Below are 24,111 nucleotides of genomic sequence, written 5' to 3'. Positions count from 1 at the left end.
CTCGCTTCTACCGAGAGGCGGATCCATGGTGAAGAGGACGCAGGCCGAAGCGGCTTCGAAGGGTCGGCCCGAGGACGAACGGCTCGGGATCGGCAAGAGCTTCACTTACGGCATCCAGCACGTTCTGACGATGTACGGCGGGATCATCGCGCCGCCGTTGATCATCGGCGGCGCGGCGGGCGTCTCGCCTGCCGAGATCGGACTGCTCGTCGCGTCATGCCTGTTCATCGGCGGGCTGGCGACGATCCTGCAGTCGTATGGCGTGCCCTTCTTCGGCTCTCGGCTCCCGCTGGTCCAGGGCACTTCCTTCGCAGGCGTGGCGACGATGACCGCGATCGTGGCCGACGGCGGGCTGCCCGCGGTGTTCGGGGCGGTGATCGCGTCCACGGTGATCGGCCTGCTCATCACGCCGGTGTTCTCGCGGCTGGTGAAGTACTTCCCGCCGGTCGTCACCGGGACGGTGATCACCGTGATCGGGCTCAGCCTGATGCCGGTCGCGGCACAGTGGGCGATGGGCAACAACACCAAGGCGGCGGACTTCGGTTCGGTGTCCAACATCGGGCTGGCCGCGCTGACCCTGACGATCGTGCTGCTGCTCAGCAAGGTCGCCGTCCCGGCGATCTCCCGGCTCTCGATCCTCCTGTCGATCGTGGTGGGCACCCTGCTGGCCGCCGTACTCGGCAAGGCCGATTTCTCCAAGGTCTGGGACGGCCCGATCCTCGCGGTGCCGACACCGTTCAGTTTCGGGGCGCCGACGTTCGACATCGCCGCGATCGTGTCGATGTTCATCGTCGTGCTGGTGACCCTCACCGAGACCACGGCCGACATCCTCGCGGTGGGAGAGATCGTCGGAACGCGGGTCAGCAGGCGCCGGATCGGCGACGGCCTGCGCGCCGACATGGCCTCCTCGGCGCTCGCGCCGGTCTTCAACGGGTTCACCCAGAGCGCGTTCGCCCAGAACGTCGGCCTGGTCGCGATCACCGGGGTCAAGAGCAGGTTCGTGGTGACCGCCGGCGGCGTGGTCCTCCTGATCCTCGGCATGCTCCCGGTACTCGGCCGGGTGGTCGCCGCGATCCCGTACCCGGTCTTGGGCGGCGCCGGTCTCGTGCTGTTCGGCACCGTCGCGGCGTCCGGTATCAAGACGCTGTCCAAAGTGGACTACAACGGCAACATGAACCTGGTCATCGTCGCTGCTTCCGTCGGTTTCGGCATGGTCCCGATCGCGGCGCCGGACTTCTACCACCATTTCCCGGCATGGGTCGGCACGATCTTCCATTCGGGGATCAGCTCCGCCGCGCTCATGGCCGTCCTGCTGAACCTGCTGTTCAACCATCTGAAGCCGGGCAAGGCGGGCACCGACCCGTCGGTGTTCGCGACGGCGACCCGCGTGATCGACTACTCCGATCTCAAAGCCCTTTCCCGGCTGGAGAACGGCGACAAGATCGTCGACGGCAAGATCGTCGACGCCGAGGGCAAACCGGTCGAGGTGCGGGACGCGGACGGAAGGCCCGTGCCCTATCGGATCGGGAACGAGCAGGAAGGGCACTGACGGCCGGACATGACACTCGCGACCGCACCGGACGCACCGCGGCGCCTCGACTCGTTCATTTCCAGCGGGCACCACGTGCTGCCGGTACCGCGGAACGGCTCGCGACCGGCCGACCGCTCTTCAGCAAAGTCCGCGCTTCCTCCAGCCATCGGGCTTGGTCGTCTCGATCCACGGACTCGTACTTTTCGACTGCCTGGGACAACCATTGGCGGGCATCGCCTGCCGAGGTGGCCCGCCGCCCGAGTTCCAGCAAAGCCCGGGCTTCCGCGGCGGGCTCGCCCAAATCGGCCAAAGCCTGCCTCGCGGCCCCCAAACGGCTCCATCCCTCGGACACGGCCCACTCGCCGTCCTCCTTTCGACTGGAGACCTCGTTGCCGAAATCCACCAGGGACGCACCCGACAAGAGCAGCATGAGCGCTTCACTTTGCTTGTCACCGCACTGCGTGTACAGCGTTTTCGCCCGGTGAAGAGACCAAGCCGCGTTGAAAGGATCCTTCTCGAGGTAGAACGTTTCACCTTGTAGGGAGTAGGCCTGCGCGAGGTGGTACGAGGCCCCGATCTCCAGTGACCGGGGAATCGTGGCCCAGAGCGCCCGGTGTGCAGCCGCCAAATGGTTGTACACGAAGTAGATGTCCGCGAGGCGCAGGTACGTCAGGATCGTCGACCGAACGGCGCCCATCGCCTGGTAGATACGCAGGGCCGAGCGCAAGGATCTGGCCGCCGCCATCGGCCGTCCGCGACTGAGCAGGCAGGTGCCGATGCCGAACAGCGCATGGGCCTCGAAAAAGCGAAGGTCATGTTTTCTCGCGAGCCGTTCGGCCCGGCGGTAGTAGCGCTCCGCTTCGTCCGGGTCTTTTTCGCGGCTCAGTTGACCGAAACACAGGAGTGCCCAGAGCAACCCTGTCGAATCACCGCTTCGGTCGCAGAGCCAGACCACGGCGGCGGCCGTGGCGAGGTCACGCGTCGAATAGGCCACCATGCACCACGCCGCCAGCTCCCGATCGCGCTCATCGAGCGACCGTGCCCGGCGGACGACTTCAGCGGCGTCGCCGACATCCGAATACAGGAGCTGGTATCGAAGACGGAGCGCCGTGAGCGGCGGCACCGGGCAGTCGCGCACCGCTTCGAGCAAATCCTGTCCCTCGGCCTCGTACCCCCATTCGGTCAGATAAGGCGCGATGGACAAGGCGATGTCTGCGGCGTACTCGAAGTCGCCGTCACGAACGGCCTGGTGAACGGAGGCGACGACTGAACGACGGTCGGCTCGGAGCTGCCGCCACGACTTTCCCGGCAACGACATCGGCCCTTCGGGGGCCGCCAGCAGCCGACGGTAGTACGCCTTGACGGCACCGAGGATCTGTTCCCGCGTACCGGGTGGGTCCACCGCTGCCCGGGTGGCCTCCACAATGGCCAAGCGGCACCCCGCTCGCCATGCGAACCGGTCGTCGGCGCGGGTGAAGAACTCCGCGCGGCGGCAGTCCTCCAGCGACCGCCACGCCTCCGCGACGGGAACTCCCTCGAGGTACGCCGCGAGATCCGCCGTGACATCCGGCCCGGCTGGAACGGCCAGGCGACGGAGAAACCGCTGCCGTTCGCCATCGAGCGACGCATAGCGCTCTTTGGCCGCCTGCGCGAGCAGCCAGTCCCGCAGGACCGGATGCCGGAACCGGTACACATCGCCCTCGCGGCGCACGATGTCCACCGCGTCCATCTCGTCCAGGAACGCGATGAGCCGGAAAGGGAGTTCGCCGCCGAGTGCCAGCCGGATCCGGGCCGCCGCGAACCATGGCCATTCCGCGTGCAGGAACACCTGGACGACGACAACGACCATCCCGCAGACGATCCACAGCGCCAAGTGCTCGCCCGCCCATCGCAGCAACGGAAACGCCTGGGTGGCCCCGCCGATGAACGACAGCTGGATGACCAGGTAGATCGACGATGCCCCGATGACCAACCTCAGGAGCGTCCACCGCCGGTCTTGGGCGAGGGTATGCCGAGGGCTGGTCGCCTGGTCGAATTCGACGCCCTGACTCGCGCCGGGGAAGTCGTCCGGCCGGTCTTCGAGGACGGCCTGCTTGAGGAACATGATGTCCTGGTCCACCGGGCTCAGCGCGATCAGGGCGCCCATGAACAGCCCCAGGCCGAGACTGACCAGGACCAGCAGATCGAACGGGTCATGCACGAGGAGATCCGGCATCACTCCCCCGCCGGAGAGCGCCTGGTGGACGAAACCGGGGGCGAAGAAGGACAGCGCCCACAGCAGGGCACCCATACCCCAGATCAGCCCGCATCCGCCGAGGAACCCGGTCGCGAACCGCCGGGCCAGCCGCGGTCGCACCCGCCGCCGATGGCTCCGGAGCCACGCGCGCGTTCGCCCCGGCCGCATGGTCACGATCTGCTGAGGCTGTCCGGGCGGCCGCAGGCCGACGAAATCGAACGCGACGAAAACGGCGACACACGCCCCCGCCCCCAAGGCGCGAAGCGGCCCGACGAAGTTCCACGCCGCCACGCACACGACCACCGCGGCCGCGATCGCCATGTACGCGAGGGAGGCCCGGGCGGACAAGGCGGTCCGAAGCTCCCACCAACGGAAGTCATGGGTTTCACGGCGGTCGATGTGCCGGGCGAGGAAAGTCAGCCACCGCAGCACTTTGTCCTCACGGCGGGCGGACGGGCCCGCCGAGGAACTCCGTTGGCGCTGAAGCACCGCCGGAATCCAGGCGCCCAGGATGTGTTCGGCCGGGTCCGCGGCGGTGATCAGCTCCTCGGGATCTCGCTTCGGCGCTTCCCGCTGGTAGACCTGAGCGGCCATCGCCACCATGAGCGGCCGGGACAACGTCTCGGCCATCGAACCCTTCGGGTCGTTCTTGACGACGGCGATGACCCGGTCCCAGCTGTCGCGCTGCGACTGGGACGCGGATACCCGCAACGTCGCCAGCATTCTCGCGGGTTTGACCGGCGCCATGGTCAGCACGGCGTCCACGGGGAGCGGCGGCAGCACGGTCACCGGATCGGTGTCGGGATCCGTTCTGCAGGTGAGGATCAGGGGCAGCTCTTCCAAGGCGGCGCCGTGGAGCGCGGCGCAGAAACCGGCCTGCGGGGCTTCCGGGACTTCGTCCAGGCCGTCGATCACCGGAAGTATGCGTTTGGCGGTGATCAGGGCGGACGCGATCGTCGCCCCGGCCTCGGTTTTGCGACCGAGGCCGGGGTGCAGGAGCGACAACTGGCGTTCGATCCAGCTCGGAACCGATTCTCCCGCCGACCAGGTGGACACGGTCAGGACGATCGGCACCGGATGGCTTTCACCCGCGGATCCCGCCCACTTGAGCGCCATCCGCCGGGCGAGCGAGGACTTACCCGCACCGGCGGGACCGATGACGAGAATCCGCGCTTTCTCGCCCAGCACCACGTCGGCCAGCCCGGCGGCACCATCCGCGGCCGCCACCGCACGCGTGGCCTTGGTCTCCCCACGATAGGGACGCGTTTCCCATCGCACGTCGATCAGCTGATGCGCGCCCAAACCACGGTGGTCGACAGCCTCGTCCAACCTGCGCTTGACCGTCTCCGCCAAAGCGGTGAAGGCATCCTCGACGTCCCCTTGTTTCGCTCGGCCGCGCGAGGACCAAGTCAGGTAGGCGGCGGCACTCCCGCTCACCACCATGACCACGCCGACGGCCACCCAAGCCCATCCGCTGGTCTTGAGCACCATCGCCACGTTGACGGTCACGCTCACCGCGATCGCCGCCACCGCGGCCAGCGCGGCCGCGGTCACGGCATGTCTCGGCCCCTCCATCGGCTGACCTCCCCGCCACCGATCGACTACGTAGCGCAGTCTGCCAGCAGCGGCCCGGTCACGCCACAGGTTCGGGACGCGGCCGGCGTGTTCGCGGGCGGCGCCTGTGGCCCGGTCACCCCGCCAGCTTCGCGTTCAGCGCGGCGTCCTTGCTCGTCGCGACGGCGGCTTTGATGCCGGGGACGATCTCGGTCACCTTCGGTTGCGCCGCGTCATCCGCGAGAGGTTCCTTTTTGAGATCCTCGCGCATCTTCTTGAGCGCCTGTTCGAGGCTTTGCTGCAGCGTCGCCTCGTCGGGCACACCGACTTTCGACGAGACGACACCCGCCCGAATCCACAGTCCCGGGCGCTGGTGGGGCAGGTTGACCTGGAAGACGACGTGGTTTCGCTTGGTCCCGTTCTCTTCGACAGGCGCCAAGGTGATCGTGGAGAGGTCGATGGAGATGGACGGCGCTTCGGCCCCTGATCCGGCCAGGCCCAGTTGCTTCTGGTCGAGACCGAAGGGCGGCTTCGGATCTTGTCCGCCCGCCGCCCGGGCGATGACGGCGGAGGCGTAGCTTATCTCGGCTTTGATCTTGAACCATTCCTGCCGGCTGGCAGGCGGCGGTTTGCGCCGTCCGTCCAAAAGCGCCCCGATACCACCCGCCGGATCGACCGATCGGCCATTCAGCTTGCGATCGTAGGCGGGCATGGACAGGCTGCCGTTCCCGAGACCCGTGCCGGTTTCCAAGGAGGACGGCGAGACCACGGCGTAGGACATGTTCTTCCGGCCCAGCAGGCTCACGACCTCGCCGGAGTGCGCCGCGCCGATGTTCATCGCGATCGGCGCGCACTCGCGCACGTGCGTCGTGGCGATCCCGGACGTCAATTCGGCCATCGTGGCACTCCGCCGCGTGGACACGTCGAAGAAGTTCCGCGCGGCCTGCAGGTCTTTGCGGTATTCCGAAACGCCGGCGCCGACTTGCGTGGCCTTGTCCTCGAGTTCGGCGCCGAGCCGCCGCATTTCCTCGGTGGACACCACGGGCGTCTTCCGCGTCAGGAGCTGATGCCGCTCCTGGGTCCACGGATTCGAGTCGACGATGAACTTGATCGCCTCCTCTTTCTTGTCCTGCTTGAGGAGCGCTTCCGCTTGCGCGGCCTGGCTGTTCGTCATGGACTGTACGGCGATGGCCACCAGGTACGAGGTGTACGCCCGGGTGGCCGAGGTCGACAGCTCGACACCGTGTTCGTTCTCGCGCTCGATCGGCTCCAACCGGAAGCCGGGCAGAGCCATCGCCGCGAACTCCGCGGCGCTCACCTCGCCCTGTCTCAGCAAGTTCAGCGCCACGTCGACACGCTGCCGCGGGTCGGGTTTCGCCGCGAACCAGGCGAGGTCCGGCCGGGGCTTTTCGACGACGCCACCCTCCACCGCGAGATTCCGCAGGTTGGCGGTGTGGTAGAGCCGGTTGAGCATCATGGCGATTTCCACCTGCCCGATGCGCGACGCGTGCTGCTCGTCGAAAACGACCACGAACGGGCGGCTGTTTCCCTTGGCCTCACCGGGTTTCCCGACCTCGGCGTAGGTGTCCGGGCCCAGTGAGTACGGCGTCTTGTCGCGGATGCACGCCGGTTCCGCCTCGGGCGACTCCGAAGTGTCGCCGCAACCGGTCGTTCCAGTGCAGAGAAGGATCGTCGCCGCGGCGACGAACCGTGTCCTTCGCGCCCGGATTCGGTGTTCCATGGAATGGATCTCCTTATTCGAAGGGCTCCTGCCATTCCTCAAGAGCTTCCCGGATGGCGAGTCGCTCGATCGGATAGCGCGGATTCAGAGTTCTCAGTGCTTCCCGTGCGGCGGAGTTTCCCAAGCGCCCCAATGCCACGATGATGCGAAGGCTCACATCGGGGTCGAAGATCTCCTGGAAACCTTGCTCGAGCACCGGCACGGCGTTCTCGAAACGGCCGCTGCCCAACGCATCCGCGGCCGTGATCTGCTTATCGGCGCTTCCGGACATGAGGTCCGCCTCGATAGCGCGAGCGGCCCCCGAAGACGTGGCCCAGTGGGCGGGCCTGAATTCCGTCAACAAGGTCATCGCGAACGCGGCCGCGTTCCGGGACGCCTGTTCCTGCCAGCCGCCCCGGCCGGTCGCTTCCTTCCGGCTGTCGGCATAGTCGCTGATTCCCCGGATGACCACCATCGGCAGCGAATCGTTCAACTGGCCCGCGACCGCCGCCCCGGCTCCCTCCATTTCGATCGCCGCCGCGTCGTCGTACTGCCTTTTGCACAGTTGCGCGAGTGACGAGACGACCGAGTCCAGGACCACCTCGCCGGAGGCGATCGCGCGCACGACCGCTCTCGCCTCGGCTCGACGCCTGTCAGGACGTGCGTTTCGCCAGGCGCCGCTTTCCGCGACCCGTTCCGCCCGCTGGAGATGACCGTGGTCGAGCTGCCAGGTGACGGGGCGGGGCTGAAAGCCGGTGTCGTTCTCCTTACCGCTGTGGATCGCGTAGATCTTCTTGGCCACCACCACGTCGCCGAGTTCGAGATCGAGGTGCAGCCGGCCCGCCACGCCCACGAACAGCGCCAGGTCCGGCCGGTAGGACGCGATCGCCCGCTCAGCCAGTACGGCCGCGGGTGAATTCCCTTGCCCTGTCCTGGCGAGGACTATCCGCCACGGGCCGCGTCGTAAGCGGCCGAGGGTGAAGATCGTGCCCGCGGGGTGGACCTGTTCCCGAACGTCGAGCAGATGTTCGCGCACCGCTTCGTATTCGACGGCGATGGCCGTCAGGACGACGGCGAGTGGAGCCGAATCGACCACATTGTCCTCATCAAGGATACGACCCTTTTGGTCAGTATGACGATAGCGGCCGATAGTAGGACGTGAATCACTTGGCGTCAAGCTGACGAGAAGCTAGAGTTCGGCCGTGCCTCCCAAGTCCAAGGATTCCTGGAAGATACCGAAGGTGGCGGTGGCCGTGGATCTCGCGGTCCTGACCGTCCGCGACGACGCACTGCAGATCCTGCTCATCGAACGTGCGATCTCCCCCTTTCGTGGGAAGTTGGCCCTGCCCGGCGGATTCATCGCGTCCGAACGGGAAGATCTCGACGTCGCCGCCGCCCGCGAATTGGCCGAGGAAACCGGACTCGAGGCGAATACACTGCACCTGGAGCAGATGCGCACTTACGGCTCCCCCGATCGGGATCCCCGCGGCCGTGTCGTGACAGTCTGCTATCTCGCCGTCGTACCGGATCTTCCCCTGCCCACCGCGGGCGGAGACGCGCGTGCGGCGCGATGGACGCCCGTCGACACCGTGCTCCACGACGAAAAGACCGTGGCATTCGACCACGGCTCGATCATCGCCGACGCCGTCGACCGGGCGCGTGGCAAACTCGAATACACCACCCTCGGCGCCGCCTTCTGCGCTTCCCCCTTCACCATCAGCGAATTGCGCCACGTGTACGAAACCGTCTGGGGCCACGAACTCGACCCGCGCAATTTCCACCGCAAGGTCACCGGTGTCGACGGTTTCCTCGTCGCCACCGGCGAGCGGACCACCCGCGACGGCGGGCGTCCGGCGGCCCTTTATCGCCGGGGAGAAGCCCGGCTCATGCACCCGCCCATCCTGCGCGTTCCGAAGCAGTGACCGACCACGCACCGGGGTGAGACCGAGATGGCGACGGCCCTGACGATCACCATCGTCTGCCTGGCGGCGGCCACGGTCCTGTGGTGGACCATCCGCCCGGCCCGGCCGCGGGGCCCGCGGGTCCTCGACTCCGGCGAGATCTCCCTGTACCGGATGCGGCACGTCCGGCCGGAGCGCCACCTCGGCATCGTCACCGGCGACCTGCGCCGGGTGCACTGCGCCCAGCTGTGGGTCAATCCGGAGAACACCGCGATGCGGATGTCCCGCGTCGACGAACTGTCCGTCTCGGCGATCATCCGCTACGAAGGCGCCTGCCGTGACACCGCGGGGCGGATCACCGCCGACGTCATCGCCGACGAACTCGAACGCCGTGTCGGCCCGCGACGCCCCGTGCCCGCCGGGACGGCCATCATCACCGGACCGGGTGATCTCGCCCGGTTCGGGGTCCGTTATGTCGCGCATTCGGCCGCGGTGCAGGGTGAGCCCGGCGGCGGCTACCGCCAGATCCGCGACGTGGGCCGATGCGCCACCGCCGTACTCACCGCGATCGACGGCGTCACCGATCCCACGCCGGTGCGATCCGTCCTGTTCCCCCTGCTGGGCGCCGGACAAGGCGGCGGCGACCCGGCGGACACCGCCCGGGCGCTGGTCGGCGCGGTTGTCGACTACTTCACCGCCACACCCGCCTCGGCGATCACGGCCGTGTACTTGCTCGCGTACACCGACATCGATCTGGCCGCTTGCCGGAAAGCGTGCGACCGCGCGGCATTGCGGCCCTCATCGCCGGGAGAAGAGTCGCGCTCCGGCGAACCCGCCCGCGAGGTGGCGATGACGGCGCCGCCGTTCCGCCAGGCGCGCAAGACGCTGCGAATCGGGCTCACCGTCGACGTGGTCGGTTTCGGCGGCCGCTCCACCACCGGCCGCGAGAGCCTGGAGCACCGGATCCCGGCCCTGCTGCGGCGCACCCTCGCCGACGCGGGTGCCGACCTCGGCCAGGTCGATCACCAGTGGCACGGCGACGGCGCCTCGATCTACCTTCCGGGTGACGCCGACCCGTCCCGGATGCTGACCGAGCTCATCGAGGCGACCGCGCGGCGGCTCGCCGAAGACAACCGGCACCACGAAGACCGGATCAGGCTGCGGATGGCCGTGACGCTGGGGCTCCTCGGCCACAGCGGCACCACCGGCTACACCGGGCCGCTCGTCGTCGACCTCGCCAGGATGGTCGACGCTCCTCCCCTGCGCCAGGCCATCGCCGACGAACCGGACCGCGACCTCGCCGTGCTCACGTCGGACCACGTGTACTCCGCGGTCGTCCGGCCGGGAGGTTTCGAGCTCGCCGCCGCCCGGTTCCGGCGTGTCGAGGTCGTGGTGAAGGAGTTCGCCGCGTCCGCGTGGCTGTGGGTGCCGGAGCAGGGCTGAGCCCCTGTTGCTCCATCCGTGATCCGTCGATGAATCCGGCCGTCGTCGCCGGTCACTACTGATAAGGATCTTCAGGCGGGTTAAGGAGAGTTCATGAAAGACCGTGTCCCGGTCGATTTCTGGTTCGACGCGATGTGCCCCTGGTCGTGGATCGCCTCGCGGTGGTTGATCGAGGCGAGCGAGGTGCGACCGATCGAGATCCGCTGGCATGTGATGAGCTGGTCCGTCCTGCAGCACGGCCGTGACATCCCCGAGGAGCACCAGGCGATCGTCGATGAGGGCTGGGGCCCGGCGCGGGTGACGATCGCGGCGGAGCAACGCCACGGCAACAAGGTGCTGGGGCCGCTCTACACCGCTTTCGGCACGAGGTACCAGTATCAGGGGCGGATCCTCGACCGTGAGGCGATCATCGAATCGCTCCGCGAGGCGGACCTGCCGATCGATCTGGCGGACGCCGCGGACACGGAGGACTACGACGCCGCGCTCTGGGCCTCGCATCACGACGGGATGAGCCGTGTCGGGTACGAGGTCGGCACGCCGGTGATCGCGATCCGGGGGGTGGCCTTCTTCGGCCCGGTCATCTCGCCCATCCCGCGCGGTGAGGCGGCGGGGACGCTTTACGACGGGATCTCGGCGTTGGCCAGTGTCGACGGGTTCTTCGAGCTGAAGAGAAGCCGGACACGGCCACCGCTCGTCGACTGAGCGGTGGGTTGCCCTCACGGGCGGAGGGCAACCCACGACCCCTCACACCAGGTCGTCGACCAGGATCGGCACCCGGCGTACGCGGATGCCGGTCGCGTGGTGGACGGCGTTGGCGATCGCGGCGGGCATCCCCACGATGCCCATCTCGCCCACGCCGCCCTTGGCGCCCAGGACGTTGACCAGATCGTCGCGTTCCTCCACGGTCTCGACGATCACCTCACCGATGTCGGCGCTCGTGGCCATGTGGTAGCCGGCGAGGTCGGTGTTCACGAACCGGGCCTTGCCCCGGTCCAGGATGGTCTTCTCCATCAGGGCGTGGCCCGCCGCCCAGATCATCCCGCCCATCAGCATGCTCCTGGTGACGCGCGGGTTGATCACCTTGCCGACGCCGAAGACCCCGACCATCCGGCCCAGCCGGACCCGGCGGGTGATCGGGTCGATCCGGACCTCGGCGAAGTTCGCGCCGTAGCTGAAGGTCACGTGATCCGGCCCGATCGGCCCGGTGATGTTGAAGGTGCTCTCCTCCAACGTGGTCTTGACCATCTCCGGGGTGAGGTTGGGCGGTGTGTACCGGGATTCCAGGCTCAGCACACCGCCGGGCTCGGCGGCGACCAGCTCCGCGACCGACACGCGGGCGCCGTTCGCCGCCCGCACGATCCCGCCCTCGATGGTGAGGTCCCCCGGCAGGTGGGCGGCGGCGAGGGCGAGGATCCGCTCGCGGATCTTGCGGCCGGCCACGTGGACCGCGGACCCGATCGTCGCCACGGTCGACGAAGCGGCCGTGGCGAGGCCGCGGGGCAGGTCGCTGTCCCCCAGCGAGACGCTGACGGCGGTCACCTCGAGCCCGATCGCCGCCGCGCCGATCTGGCCGAGCGTGGTGTAGGTGCCGGTGCCGATCTCCTGCGCGGCGACCTCGACCACGGCCCGGCCCGCGGAGTCCACGGTGATCCGGCAGTCGCACACGCTGCCTTCGAAGACCGGGTAGCTCGCCGACGCGCATCCCCAGCCGACCAGTTCACCGGCCGGGCCCCGCATCGAGCCGATCGCCGGATCGCGTTCGGACCAGCCGAAGAGCTCGGCTCCCCGTCGATAGCACTCGACGAGGGAACGGCTGCTGTACGGCAATCCGTTCACGGGTTCTTTGTCGGGCTCGTTGCGCAGCCGCAGTTCGACCGGGTCGATCCCCAGTTTCACGGCCAGCTCGTCGATCCCGCTCTCCAGCGCGAAGAGCTCCGGGAACTCCAGCGGACCGCGCATGAACCCGGGCGTGTTCGTGTCGGTCTGGACGGTGCTTTCCTTGGTGCGGATGGCGGGGAAGGCGTAGAGCCTGGCGGTGTTGTCGGTGCCGGGCAACGCGACGACGTCGGTCCTGGAGGACTGCGTCAGGACCTCGTGGTCGTACGCGGTGAACCGGCCGTCTTCGGTGGCCCCGAGTCGCAGCCGGTGCCGCGACTGCGGCCGGAAGGCGCCGATGGTGAACATCTGGCGCCGCGAAACGAACAGCTTGACCGTGCCGCCCAGCCGCCGGGCCGCCTCGGCGGTGAACACGGTGTGCCACAGGGTCGCGCCCTTGCAGCCGAATCCGCCGCCGACGTACGGGCTGATCACGCGTACGTCCTCTTCGGACAGTCCGAGTACCGAGGACAATGCGTACCGCTCGCCCGTGACCCATTGGCTGGGCACGCGTACTTCGAGCGCGCCGCCGGTCCAGGTCGCGGTGACGTTGAACAGTTCGATCGGGTTGTGGTGGTTGACCGAGGTCTCGTATTCCTCGTCGAGGACCACGTCCGCGCGCGCGAGTTCCTTCGCCGCGTCACCGGCTTCGACGCCGACCAGGTCGATCACGGCCGCCGTTTCGGTGTCCTGCAACGCGATCACCGCGGGCTCGGCGGCGTACCGGATTTCGATCAGGCTCGCCGCGTACTCGGCGATCTCCGGGGATTCGGCGACGGTCACCGCGACGATCTGCCCGAAGTAGCGGATCTCGTCCGAGGCGAGCGGGTTGAAGCTGGATTGGAACTGACCGCCGTAGACCGGGACGAGGAACCGGCCCTCGCCGATCTCCTCGCCCAGGTTCCGGTGTGTCAGCACCAGCCGGACACCGGGTACGGCCTCCGCCGCACGGACGTCGATTTCGGTGATCCGGCCGCGGGCGACGGTGCTCGTCGTCAACGCGGCGTGCGCCATGCCGACGATGACCTCGTCGGCCGCGTACGGCGCGGCTCCGGTGACTTTGGCGACCGCGTCGACGCGGACCGCGGGCTCCCCCAGGATGTTCCCCACTACAGTTCCCCCCTGCTGTACGCGGTCAGGCACGCTTGTTCGACGACACGTTTCCCCAGTGCGACCTTGACCAGGTTGTCCTTGCGCGGTTCGGCGTCGGCGAATGCCGCGACGCCCGCTTCCTTGACCAGATCCGTGGAAAACGGCTTCCCGACGAGGGCTTCTTCGGCCGCGGTGCTCCGCCAGGGCCTCGGCGCCACGCCGCCGAGCGCGACCCGCGCGTCCACGACGACGCCGTCCCGGATGTCGAGTCCGACGGCCGCGGAAGCGATGGCGAACGAGTACCCGGCGCGATCGCCGACCTTGATGTAGGCGGACCTGCGCAGGACCGGGGTGACCGGGACGGTGACCCCGGTGATCAGTTCGCCCTGCCGCAACGTGGTCTCCACCTCGGGCCGGTCGAGCACGTCCGTATGCAGTTCCGCGAACGGCAGCGCCCGCGCGCCCTCGACGCCGATGAGGTCGACGGTGGCGTCGAAAGCGGCCAGCGCGGTCCCGAAGTCGCCCGGATAGACCGCGATGCACGCGTCCGAACCGCCGAAGACGGCGTGTTCACGATGCGGCCCCGTCAGCGCGCCGCATCCCGATCCGGGCGTGCGCTTGTTGCACGGTGAGACACCGTCGCGGAAGTACGGGCACCGGGTGCGCTGCAACAGATTCCCGCCGATGGTCGCCATGTTGCGCAGTTGCTGCGACGCGGCCCTGCGGAGGCTCTCGGCCAGCACGGGGTACTCGTCGCGGACGACCGGATCCGCCGCGACGTCGGCCATCTTCGCCAGCGCGCCGAACCGGAGCACCGGACCGTCGTGCTCGATACGGTCGAGCCCCGCGATCCGGCCGATGTCCACCACGTGATCCGGCGACACGACGTCGGTCCGCATGAGGTCCACCAGTGTCGTACCGCCGGCGAGCACCCGGCTGCCGTCGCGCCGCGCGGCGTGCACGGCTTCTTCCAAGGTCTCGGCCCTGGTGTAGGTGAACGGCCGCATGTCACGCTCCCCCGGCGACGGACCGCACGGCCCGCACGATGTTCGGATATGCCGCGCACCGGCACAGGTTGCCGCTCATGTACTCGCGGACGTCGTCGTCGGAACCCGCGTTGCCCTCCCGGATGCACGCCTCGGCGGACAGGATCTGGCCGGGTGTGCAGAAACCGCACTGCAGGGCGTCCCAGTCGACGAACGCCTGCTGGAGCGGGTGCAGGGTGCCGTCCTCGTCGGCGAGGCCTTCGATCGTGCGCACCGAGCGGTCGTCCACCGTGACGGCCAGGGTCAGGCAGGAGAGCACCCTGCGGCCGTCCACCTGCACCGTGCAGGCACCGCAGGTGCCTTGGTTGCAGCCGGTCTTGGTGCCCGCCAAGGCCAGGCGGTCACGCAGTAGGCCGAGCAGGGTCGTGCGCGGGTCGACGGTCACCTCATGGTCTTTGCCGTTCACCGTCAGCCGTACCGGCACCGTATCGGACATTCAGTTCCTCCCAGTGGGTTCCGAAAACCGGCTTACCGCCGCGCCGGGGGTGGACGCGGCGGTAAGCCGGTAGGAAGAGGAGCGGGTGACTCCTCGGGTCAGTGGTCAGTGCACGTCCGCGACTTGCTGCGTCTCCGCGTCGGACTTGCGCATGGCCAGCAATACCAGTGCGATCACCACTCCGATGGCCGCGACGATCAAACAGGCCCAGAAAGCCGCCTGGAAGCCGTCGGTGAGCGCCGCCGGGCCGGTGCCGGTGGTGTAGGCGACCGCCACGGTCGAAACGACCGCCGAGCCCAGCGCGCCGCCGATCCAGAACGCGGCGTTGTTGATGCCCGACGCCAGGCCGGCGTCCTCGTCGGGGATGCCGGTCAGGGCGGCGATGGTGACGGCGACGAAGCACGTACCGACACCCGCGCCGAACACGATCAGGCCGAGGAACAGGTCACCGAAGTAGCTTCCGTCCGGCGAAATGAACGTCATGATCAGCGCGCCCGCACCGAACAGCAGCATGCCGATCAGCGCCATCACCTTGTAGCCCAGTTTGGTCACCAGCGCCCCGCCGACGTTCGCGGAGACGAGGTCCATCACGGCGTACGCGAGCGTGCCGAGGCCGAAGATGACCGGCGTGAACAGCAGGACCTGCTGGGCGTAGAGCGAGACGACGACGTTGAAGCCGACCAGCAGCATGCCGACCAGGATCATCATCAGGTTCCCGCCGGTGAGGCTGCTCGACCGGAAGATCCGCAACGGCACCAGCGGCGCCCTGGACTTCGACTCGATGATCACGAACAGCACCAGGAGCACGGCCGCGCCGCCCAGCAGGCCGAGGGTCTGCCCGCTGCCCCAGCCCGCCGTCGGCGCCTCGACGATCGCGAAGATCGCCAGCACGAGGGCGGCGGTACTGGTCACTGCGCCGCCGATGTCGAAACCGACACCCTTCACCGCGGGCGCGCTCTCCCGCAGCAGCACCGGGGTCAGCAGGAGCATGGCCAGCGCGACGGGGATGTTGATGTAGAAGATCCAGGACCAGCCCAGCAGGTCGGTGAGCACGCCACCGATCAGCAGGGCGGCGGTGGCGCCGAAGGCACCCGTGCCGGTCCAGATGGCCAGCGCGCGGTTGCGTTCCGGACCTTCGTCGAAGGTGGTCATCAGCAGGGCCAGCGCCGTGGGCGACATGATCGCGGCCGACACCCCCTGGATCACGCGGGCGATCACGAGGACGTTGCCGTCCCAGGCCAGGCCGCACAGCGCCGAGGACACCAGGAACAACACCACGCCCGCCAGGAACAGGCGGCGTGGGCCGAACAGGTCGGCGATCCGGCCGCCCAGGAGGAGCAGACCACCGAAGCTCAGCAGGTAGGCGCTGAGCACCCACTGCAGGCCGGAGGCGGTGAAGCCCAGGTCGTCCTGGATGGACGGGAGCGCGAGGATGACGATCTGTCCGTCGAGGGCCACCATGAAGAAGGCCGCGCAGAGCAACGCCAGCGCCTTCCACCGGCGCGGGTCCGGCTGGGCCGGAGCTGATTGCGTGTCAGTCATACTAAGGCAGACCGGTGGGCTCCGGCCGATTCATCGGTCGCCCACCGATGAATTCACGGGGTCTCGGCTGTCTTAATGAGGGAAGGTCGATCCGAGGGGTTAGGAGAACGACGTGGACCGAGCCAGACCGGCACCGGCACTGGCCGAAGAGGTCGGGGATTTCGCCAGCCTGACCGATCCGTTCCGGCGCGAGCTGCTGCTGCACTGCCGCCGCATCCTCGGTTCGGTCGACGAGGCCGAGGATCTCGTGCAGGAGACGTACCTGCGGGCGTGGCGGGCGTACCAGGACTTCGAAGGCCGTTCTTCCCTGCGCAGCTGGCTGTACCGGATCGCCACGAACGCGTGCCTGAACGCCATCGAGACGCGGGGCAGGCGGCCGATGCCGACCGGGCTCGGCGGTCCGCCTCCCGGCGCGGACGAGGCGGCGGGCCGTGAGCCCACCTGGCTCGAGCCGATCGCCGACGTCCTGTTCGGCACGGCGGCCGAGGATCCGGCCAAGGTCGTGATGTCGCGGGCGACCATGCGGCTCGCGCTGGCGGCGGCGTGGCAGCATCTGCCACCACGTCAGCGGGCCGTGCTGATCCTGCGTGAGGTGCTGAACTGGCAGGCCTCCGAGGTCGCCGAGCTGCTCGGCACCACCAGCACGGCCGTGCACAGCATGCTGCAGCGTGCCCGCACCCAGCTTTCGCAGGTCACGATGGCCGCGGACGACGTCGCTGAGCCCGCCGACAGGCGCCAGCGGCATCTGCTCGACCAGTACGTGACGGCGTTCGAGGTCGGCGATCTGACCCTGCTGATGCAGCTGCTGACCGAGGACGCGGTGTGCGAGCTTCCCCCGGACCCGGCGGTGCTGGCCGGACGCGAGGAGATCGCGCGGTTCCTCGGCACGGAGTGCCCGGCGTTCGGCACCTGCAAACTGGTGCGGTGCACGGTCGACGGCCGCCCGGCGTTCGCCACGTACATGCTGGGCGAGGACGGGGCGCACCACGCGTACTCCGTCGAGGTGCTCACCATCACCGAAACCGGCATCGCCCGCATCGTCTCGCACCAGAAGCCCGGGCTGTTCGGCGGCCTCGGCCTGCCGACCCGGTTCACCGCATGACGGTGACCACCACGATCGACGGCCTCGGCCTGCTGAAACGGGCGTTGAACTACGCCCTGGGCACGGCCCAGCGCGTCACGCCGGAAATGCTCACGTGGCCGACACCGTGCGAAGGCTGGAACCTGGAACTGCTGCTGCTGCATTTCAGCGAATCGCTGGACGCGCTGCACGAAGGTGTCAGTGAAGGGTGCGTGCGGGTCACCTCGGCACCCGAGTCCGAACCCGTGACAGGCGCGGTGAGCCTGTTCCGCGGCCGGGCGTGCCGTCTGCTGCGGACGTGCGTCGAGGTCTGTCAGGAAGAGCAGGTCGTCACGGTCGCCGACCGGCCGATGTCGAGTTCGATCCTCGCCGCCACCGGTGCGCTGGAGGTCGCGGTGCACGGCTGGGACATCGCGATGGCGTGCCGGACCCCGCAGCGGATCCCGGACGATCTGGCCACGACGTTGCTGGAGCTGGCGCCGGCGGTGGTCACGGACGCCACCCGGCACTCGCTGTTCGCTCCGGCCGTGGCGACCCGTTCGACGCAGCCGAGCGACAGGCTCGTGACGCTACTGGGACGCACTCCTTACTGAGGTGGCCCGCCCCAAGTCCGTGAAGGACTCCTTCACTACCTTCAGGGTAGGCAAGGAGGCCTTCACGGACTAGAGGAAGGGGGCCTTCACGCGCACCACGGTGATTGGTCGGCCGAGGTGGAAGTCTCAAGCCTCCGGGAAGTAGCCCGACTTCACGAAGAAGTCGACGTAGCGGGCGAACAGTCGCTTGTCGATCCTCGGGCAGGTGATGCCGGTGCCCTCCAGTGCCCGTTCGGTGTCCCCCGTGTCGATGACCGGGTATCCCCCGCCGGGCGTCATGATCGCTTCGAACGCCTCGAGCAACGGCAGCATCGCGTTGTCCTTGTCCGCCTGGACGATCGACCGCCACTCGGCTCGCGGCAGCTCGTCGATCGTGTAGCCGAACGAGCGCAGGTGGTCCACGAACTCGGCCAGTGACGCGCCGTTCTGGTTGTACAGGTGGAAGGTCTCCCCCGCGTCGCGTCCGGACAGCGCGACGATCGCCGCGCTGACGTAGTCGGCCGGGACCATCGGGAACCGCCCGACCGCTCCGGCCGGGACAGCCCCGGCCTGGAGCAGGCCTTTCAGGCTGAGCCAGACGAAGTCCTTGGTCTGGCAGGCCCCGGTCGTCTGGTCCCCGCAGACCACGTCGACCCGGTAGACCGACACCGGCAGGCCCCGGTCGCGGGCGACGCCGATGAGCTGTTCGGCCACCCATTTGCTCCGCAGGTACCCGCTGGCGAGCTGCTCGGCGGGCCCGGTCGGATCGGTGACCCGCAGCGGCGCGCCCTCTTCCCCGGGCACGGCGAACACGCCGGTCGTCGAGACGTGGTGCACGGGGACGCTGCGATGCCGGGCGGCCAGCCGCAGGACCTGTTCGGTCCCGGTCACGTTCGAGGCCTTCAACGCGGAGTACGGGTAGAGCCAGTTCACCGTCGCGCCCACGTGGTAGACGACGTCGATCTCCCTGGCGAGGGTGTCGTAGTCCTTTTCGGACAGTCCGAAGAGGGGTTCGGACAGGTCGCCGGGGACGACCACCAAGCGGTCTTCGTCGATCTCCGGCCAGACCCGGTACCACTCCAGGCCTTCCCGCAGACGGGCCGCGTCGCCTCCTCGCACCAGGCAGTACACCTTCGCCTTCGTGGTGCGCATGAGGTCGCGCAGCAGGAAGGCGCCGAGGAACCCGGTCGGCCCCGTCAGCAGGATCTTGTCCGGATCCGGCACCGACCACACGACCTGATCCGACGGCCGGATGTCTTCGGCGAGGTGGATCTCGTCCGCGAAGCGCGGCTCCCCGCCGTCGGATCCGGAACCGGCCAGATCGGCCAGCAGCCGGTCCGCGAGCGCGGCGGGCGTCGGGTGATCGAAGACCATTGTGGACGGTGGGTTCGTGCCTGTCGCCGCGCCGAGGGCGTTGCGGAGTTCCACGGACGTCAGCGAGTCGAAGCCGAGGTCCGGGAGCGGCTGGTCCGGTCCGATCCCGTTCGCGTCCGCGCGGCCGAGCACCGCCGCGATCTCGGCGAGCACGATCTCCAGCAGGATCGCACGCCGCTCCGGTTCGGCCAGCCCCTCGAGGCGTCGCGTCAATCCGCCGGCGTCGGCCTCGGTGTTCTGGGCGACGCGCCGCCGGGTCACGCGGGCCAGATCCCGCAGCAACGCGGGTACCTGGGCGGGCCGCTCCCGCATCGCCCCGATGGCCAGCGGGGTAGCCACGATCGCGGGCGAACCGGCCCGCAGGGCGGCGTCCAGCAGGGCGGGCCCGCGGTCGGACTCGATCGGCAGGAAACCCGCCCTGGCCATCCGCTTCAGGTCGGCCTCGTCCAGATCGCCGGTGATACCCGTGGCCTGTGCCCACATCCCCCACGCGATCGAGGTCGCGGGGAGTCCCTGAGCGTGGCGATGCTGGGCGAGCGCGTCGAGGTAGGCGTTCGCGGCCGCGTAGTTGCCCTGGCCGGGGCCGCCGATCACCCCGGCGATCGAGGAGAACAGCACGAACGCGGTCAGCTCGCCGGTGAGCTCGTGCAGGTACCGGGCCGCGTCCGCCTTGGGCCGCATCACCTTTGCGATCTGTTCGGGCGTCAACGAAGTGATCACGCCGTCGTCGATCACACCCGCCGTGTGCACGACGGCGATCACCGGGTGATCCGCCAGTGCCGCGGCGAGTGATCCGCGGTCGGTCACGTCGCACGCGGTGATCGTGACCCGCGCGCCGAGTCCGGTCAGTTCGGCGTGCAGGCGGTCCGCGCCGGGGGCTTCGGCGCCGCGACGGCTCAGCAACAGCAGGTCACGCACGCCGTGCCGGGTCACGAGGTACCGCGCGAACACCGCGCCGAGGCCGCCGGTACCACCGGTGATCAAGACGGTCCCGTCCGTGTCCCAGGTCCCGGTCCGCGGACCGGGTGCCTGCGCCCGAGCGAGCCGTGGCACGAAGACGCGGCCGTCCCGGATCGCGGCCTGGGGTTCGCCCGCGGCCAGGATGGACGGCAGCAGTGTGTCGAGTGCGTGGTCGTCGTCCGTGTCCACCAGGACGATCCGGCCCGGTGCCTCGGACTGCGCCGACCTCACCAGACCCCACACCGCGCCCGCGGTCAGGTCCGGCACGTCCTCGCCGCCGGTCGAGACGCCGCCCCGGGTGGTGATCACGAGGGTGCGCTCTCCGGCGAGGTGCTCCTTGAGCAGGCCGAGAGTCCGCTGAACGCCTTCGCCGAGCGGACCCGGCTGCCACGCGATCACCTCCGCGTCGTGGCCCGGGGACGAACCCTTGCCCGGCGCCAACGGCAGCCAATCCACCGTGAACAGCGCGTCCTCGGTCCGGATCTCGTCGGCGTGTTCGCGCACGGTCAGGGACTCGACGTCGGCGACAGCCTGCCCGGAGAGATCCGCGAGCCACAGCGCGTAGGTCCCGTCTTCACGCCGCAGTGACCGGACTCGCAGGGCGGTCGCACCGGTCGCGTGGAGATGCACACCCTGCCAGCGGGACACCACGACGCCTTCGGGGAGCACCGCACGCAACGCCTCGTCGAGCAGTTCCGGATGCACCGCGTACCCGCCGGGATCGGCCTTCCCCGGCAATCGGACTTCGGTCCACGGACCGTCCTCCGCCGGGCGGTGTCCCGGTGCCCGCAAGCTCAGCCGTCCCCGCGCGTAATCGGTCCACGGGGACTCGTCGTCGTCGGGGCGGGCGTGGAGGGTGACCGCCCGGCTGCCCGTGCAGTCCGGTTCGCCCACTCGCACCTGGAACTGGAGGCCGCCGCGCTCCGGGAGGACGAGCGAGCCGAGCAGGGTCAGATCGTCGACTTCGGTGCAGCCGAGTTCGTCGCCCGCCCGGATGGCGAGTTCGAGGAGCACCGGCGCCGGGACCACGTCCCATCCGTGCACGCGCCGGGACAACGTGCCGGTGAACAGCGTGCCACCGGAGTCCGCGACCGTGACCGCCTTGGCCAGCAAGGGATGCCCGAGGGCACCGGTCGTGTCCTCGACGCCCGGCTCGATCCAGTAGTGCTCGCGTTCGAAGGGATACGTCGGCAGGTCCGCGATCCGGGCGCCGGTGCCGTCGAAGAACGACGGCCAGCGCACGGATTCCAGCCCGGCCAGTCCGTGCACGAGGGTCTTCGCCTCGGACCGTCCCTTGCGCAGCAACGCCAGGACGTTCACGTCGCCGAGGACGTCCCGGGTCATCGCCGAGAGCACGGCGTCCGGACCGACCTCGACGAACGTCCCCACACCCTCTTCGGCGAGCGTCCGCACGGCGTCCATGAACCGGACGGGCTCACGAACCTGCCGCACCCAGTACTCGGCTGTGCTCCACTCCCCCGACACCACACGACCGGACACAGTGGACACCGCCGCAACACCCGGCGACCCGAACTCCAAACCCTCGACCACCGAACGAAACTCGCCCAGCATCGGCTCCATCAACGGCGAGTGGAAGGCATGACTCACCGCCAGGCGCTTCGTCTTAGCAAAGCTCGCCGCAATCTCCAGAACCCTGTCCTCGACACCGGAAATGACCACAGAGTCCGGCCCGTTGACCGCCGCGATGCCGACACCGGCGGCCAAAGGCACGTCTTCTTCGCGAGCCTGGATCGCCACCATCGCGCCTCCGAGCGGCAACTGCTGCATCAACCGGCCACGCGCCCGCACCAACGTCAACGCATCCTCAAGCGAAAACACACCCGCCACATGAGCAGCCGCGATCTCACCGATCGAATGCCCCGCCACAAAATCAGGCCGAACACCCCACGACTCCAACAACCTGAACAACGCGACCTCAATCGCGAACAGCGCGGGCTGAGCCCACCCAGTCTGATCAAGATCCACCCCGGACGCGATCACCTCACGCAACGACTCATCGCACACCTCATCGAAAGCCCGCGCGAACACCGGGAACGCCTCATACAACTCAAGACCCATACCAGCCCGCTGAGAACCCTGACCAGTGAACAGGAACGCGGTCTTGCCACCGGCGACCCGGCGGGCCGTGACCGAATCCAGCCCGGCGAGCAGTTCGTCGCGGTCCGTCCCGACGACGACCGCGCGGTGGTCGAACGAGGTCCGTCCGGCGAGTGAGAACCCGACGTCCCGGATGTCCGGCCCGCCTTGCTCCATTGTGGACTTGAGGCGTCGTGCCAGCGCCGCGACGGCGTCCGGCGATTTGGCCGACAGCACCCAGGGCACGACCGGCGAGGCCGTCCGTTCGGGCTCGTCGGCGTCGGGCGCCTGCTCGATGATCGTGTGCGCGTTGGTCCCGCTGACCCCGAAGGACGACACGGCGGCCCGCCTCGGCCCGTCCGTCTCGGGCCACGACCGCCTTTCGGTCAGCAGCGAGACCGCGCCCGCCTGCCAGTCGACGTGCGGGCTGGGCTCGTCGACGTGCAGGGTCTTGGGCATCGCGCCGTACCGGATGGCCTGGACCATCTTGATCACCCCGCCGACGCCGGCGGCCGCGACCGTATGCCCGATGTTCGACTTCAGCGAGCCCAGCCACAGCGGCTGTTTCCGGCCCTGTCCGTAGGTGGCGATCAAGGCGTTCGCCTCGATCGGGTCGCCCAGCCGGGTGCCGGTGCCGTGCGCCTCGACGAGGTCCACATCGGACGCTTCGAGTTTCGCGTCGGCCAGTGCCTGCCGGATGACGTGTTCCTGGGACGTGCCGTTGGGCGCGGTCAGGCCGTTCGACGCGCCATCCTGATTGATCGCCGATCCGCGGACGACGGCCAGCACGCGGTGCCCGTTGCGCCTCGCGTCCGAGAGTTTCTCGACGAGCAGGAGTCCGACGCCTTCGGACCAGCCGGTGCCGTCCGCGGCCGCCGCGAAGGATTTGCACCGGCCGTCCGGCGAAAGCCCCTGCTGGCGGGAGAAGTCGACGAAACCACCGGGTGCCCCGGCGACGCTGGCCCCACCGGCGATCGCGATCGTGGACTCGCCGCGGCGCAGGGACTGCATCGCCAGATGCAGTGCCACCAGCGACGAGGAGCACGCCGTGTCCAGTGAGACCGCCGGGCCTTCGAAACCGTAGAAGTACGAAAGGCGGCCGGAGGCGACGCTGCCCAGACGGCCCGTGGTGAGGTAGCCCTCGAGTTCCCGGGGGCCGTCCAGCGGCAGGTACGTCTGACCGGCCACGCCGACGAACACCCCGGTCCGGCTGCCGCGCAACGTGGACGGATCGATCCCCGCGCGTTCGAACAGCTCCCACGAGGTCTCCAGCAGGACCCGGTGCTGCGGGTCCATCGACTGGGCCTCGCGCGGGGAGATCCCGAAGAATCCCGCGTCGAACTTCGTGGCGTCGTCGAGGAAACCGCCGTGCCGGGTGTAGGTCTTCCCCGGTTTTCCCGGTTCCGGGTCGTAGAGCGCGTCCACGTCCCAGCCCCGGTCCTCGGGGAATTCCGAGATGGCGTCCCGTTCCTCGATCACCAGGCGCCACAGGTCTTCCGGGGACGCGACGCCGCCGGGATAGCGGCACGCCATCCCCACGATCGCGATCGGCTCTTCGCGCCCAGCCTCCAGCTCCGCCAGCCGGAGCCTGGTCTTCTGCAGGTCGGCCGTGACCCATTTCAGGTATTCGGCCAGCTTCTGCTCGTTGGAC

At 68.9% G+C, this 24,111-nt stretch carries 13 protein-coding genes and 1 pseudogene; 6 read left to right on the top strand and 8 right to left on the bottom strand.

Annotated features, from left to right (window positions below; genetic code table 11):
- Window positions 1-25 precede the first annotated feature (25 nt).
- The gene (locus HDA45_RS38105; RefSeq protein WP_184903751.1) at window positions 26-1,549 is read left to right on the top strand and encodes a nucleobase:cation symporter-2 family protein; all 1,524 of its coding nucleotides are present in this window, start codon (window positions 26-28) and stop codon (window positions 1,547-1,549) included.
- Between the two features lie 55 nt (window positions 1,550-1,604).
- Here HDA45_RS38105 and HDA45_RS38100 read toward each other — a convergent pair whose 3' ends face one another.
- From HDA45_RS38100 to HDA45_RS38090, 3 genes are all read right to left on the bottom strand, one after another.
- The gene (locus tag HDA45_RS38100) at window positions 1,605-5,342 is read right to left on the bottom strand and encodes an NACHT domain-containing protein (protein ID WP_184903749.1); all 3,738 of its coding nucleotides are present in this window, start codon (window positions 5,340-5,342) and stop codon (window positions 1,605-1,607) included.
- Window positions 5,343-5,457: 115 nt separating this feature from the next.
- Window positions 5,458-7,062, bottom strand: a complete 1,605-nt coding sequence (locus HDA45_RS38095) for a hypothetical protein (RefSeq protein ID WP_184903747.1) — start codon at window positions 7,060-7,062, stop codon at window positions 5,458-5,460.
- A gap of 13 nt (window positions 7,063-7,075) precedes the next feature.
- Window positions 7,076-8,218 carry a phosphorylase family protein gene (locus HDA45_RS38090; protein WP_184903745.1) on the bottom strand — a complete coding sequence of 381 codons (1,143 nt, stop codon included), beginning with the start codon at window positions 8,216-8,218 and terminating at the stop codon, window positions 7,076-7,078.
- Window positions 8,219-8,243: 25 nt separating this feature from the next.
- Between HDA45_RS38090 and HDA45_RS38085 the strand changes: the two genes are divergently transcribed.
- The 3 genes from HDA45_RS38085 to HDA45_RS38075 all read left to right on the top strand — a co-directional run bounded on the left by HDA45_RS38085 (window position 8,244) and on the right by HDA45_RS38075 (window position 11,087).
- Window positions 8,244-8,963, top strand: a complete 720-nt coding sequence (locus HDA45_RS38085) for an NUDIX hydrolase (RefSeq protein WP_343072245.1) — start codon at window positions 8,244-8,246, stop codon at window positions 8,961-8,963.
- A gap of 27 nt (window positions 8,964-8,990) precedes the next feature.
- Window positions 8,991-10,385: a macro domain-containing protein gene (locus tag HDA45_RS38080; RefSeq protein WP_184903743.1), complete on the top strand. Its 1,395-nt coding sequence runs from the start codon at window positions 8,991-8,993 to the stop codon at window positions 10,383-10,385.
- Window positions 10,386-10,478: 93 nt separating this feature from the next.
- Window positions 10,479-11,087 (top strand): mycothiol-dependent nitroreductase Rv2466c family protein, encoded by a 609-nt coding sequence (locus HDA45_RS38075; protein ID WP_184903741.1) that lies wholly within the window; start codon window positions 10,479-10,481, stop codon window positions 11,085-11,087.
- A gap of 42 nt (window positions 11,088-11,129) precedes the next feature.
- Here the strand turns inward: HDA45_RS38075 and HDA45_RS38070 are convergent, their stop codons facing one another.
- The 4 genes from HDA45_RS38070 to HDA45_RS38055 form a co-directional block, all read right to left on the bottom strand.
- Complete coding sequence (locus tag HDA45_RS38070) at window positions 11,130-13,370, bottom strand: molybdopterin cofactor-binding domain-containing protein (RefSeq protein ID WP_184903739.1); 2,241 nt, start codon at window positions 13,368-13,370, stop codon at window positions 11,130-11,132.
- On the bottom strand, window positions 13,370-14,359 hold the full coding sequence (locus HDA45_RS38065; RefSeq protein WP_184903737.1) for an FAD binding domain-containing protein: 990 nt from the start codon (window positions 14,357-14,359) through the stop codon (window positions 13,370-13,372). Before HDA45_RS38065 ends, HDA45_RS38070 begins: the two co-directional genes overlap by 1 nt.
- A gap of 1 nt (window position 14,360) precedes the next feature.
- Window positions 14,361-14,834 carry a (2Fe-2S)-binding protein gene (locus tag HDA45_RS38060; protein ID WP_184903735.1) on the bottom strand — a complete coding sequence of 158 codons (474 nt, stop codon included), beginning with the start codon at window positions 14,832-14,834 and terminating at the stop codon, window positions 14,361-14,363.
- A 105-nt stretch (window positions 14,835-14,939) separates the two neighbouring features.
- Window positions 14,940-16,376: an MFS transporter gene (locus HDA45_RS38055; RefSeq protein WP_184903733.1), complete on the bottom strand. Its 1,437-nt coding sequence runs from the start codon at window positions 16,374-16,376 to the stop codon at window positions 14,940-14,942.
- A gap of 112 nt (window positions 16,377-16,488) precedes the next feature.
- On the opposite strand from HDA45_RS38055, the gene HDA45_RS38050 reads away from it, so the two are divergent.
- Both HDA45_RS38050 and HDA45_RS38045 read left to right on the top strand, forming a co-directional pair.
- Window positions 16,489-17,478, top strand: a complete 990-nt coding sequence (locus tag HDA45_RS38050; RefSeq protein WP_343072244.1) for an RNA polymerase subunit sigma-70 — start codon at window positions 16,489-16,491, stop codon at window positions 17,476-17,478.
- Window positions 17,475-18,050 carry a maleylpyruvate isomerase N-terminal domain-containing protein gene (locus HDA45_RS38045; RefSeq protein ID WP_184903731.1) on the top strand — a complete coding sequence of 192 codons (576 nt, stop codon included), beginning with the start codon at window positions 17,475-17,477 and terminating at the stop codon, window positions 18,048-18,050. The genes HDA45_RS38050 and HDA45_RS38045 overlap by 4 nt, the downstream gene beginning before the upstream one ends.
- Window positions 18,051-18,176: 126 nt before the next feature.
- Here HDA45_RS38045 and HDA45_RS38040 read toward each other — a convergent pair.
- Window positions 18,177-24,095 (bottom strand): annotated as a pseudogene (locus tag HDA45_RS38040) (thioester reductase domain-containing protein); the annotation flags it as partial.
- Window positions 24,096-24,111: the final 16 nt, after the last annotated feature.

Source organism: Amycolatopsis umgeniensis, assembly GCF_014205155.1.
Classification (GTDB): domain Bacteria; phylum Actinomycetota; class Actinomycetes; order Mycobacteriales; family Pseudonocardiaceae; genus Amycolatopsis; species Amycolatopsis umgeniensis.
This window is presented reverse-complemented; position numbering and strand designations above follow the sequence as displayed.

What these genes read in the sequence shown, in the direction of transcription:
- HDA45_RS38075 (WP_184903741.1), top strand. Translation starts at nt 10,479, where the DNA reads ATGAAAGACCGTGTCCCGGTCGATTTCTGGTTCGACGCGATGTGCCCC.
- HDA45_RS38065 (WP_184903737.1), bottom strand. Translation starts at nt 14,359, where the DNA reads ATGCGGCCGTTCACCTACACCAGGGCCGAGACCTTGGAAGAAGCCGTG.
- HDA45_RS38105 (WP_184903751.1), top strand. Translation starts at nt 26, where the DNA reads ATGGTGAAGAGGACGCAGGCCGAAGCGGCTTCGAAGGGTCGGCCCGAG.
- HDA45_RS38100 (WP_184903749.1), bottom strand. Translation starts at nt 5,342, where the DNA reads ATGGAGGGGCCGAGACATGCCGTGACCGCGGCCGCGCTGGCCGCGGTG.
- HDA45_RS38095 (WP_184903747.1), bottom strand. Translation starts at nt 7,062, where the DNA reads ATGGAACACCGAATCCGGGCGCGAAGGACACGGTTCGTCGCCGCGGCG.
- HDA45_RS38055 (WP_184903733.1), bottom strand. Translation starts at nt 16,376, where the DNA reads ATGACTGACACGCAATCAGCTCCGGCCCAGCCGGACCCGCGCCGGTGG.
- HDA45_RS38080 (WP_184903743.1), top strand. Translation starts at nt 8,991, where the DNA reads ATGGCGACGGCCCTGACGATCACCATCGTCTGCCTGGCGGCGGCCACG.
- HDA45_RS38045 (WP_184903731.1), top strand. Translation starts at nt 17,475, where the DNA reads ATGACGGTGACCACCACGATCGACGGCCTCGGCCTGCTGAAACGGGCG.
- HDA45_RS38060 (WP_184903735.1), bottom strand. Translation starts at nt 14,834, where the DNA reads ATGTCCGATACGGTGCCGGTACGGCTGACGGTGAACGGCAAAGACCAT.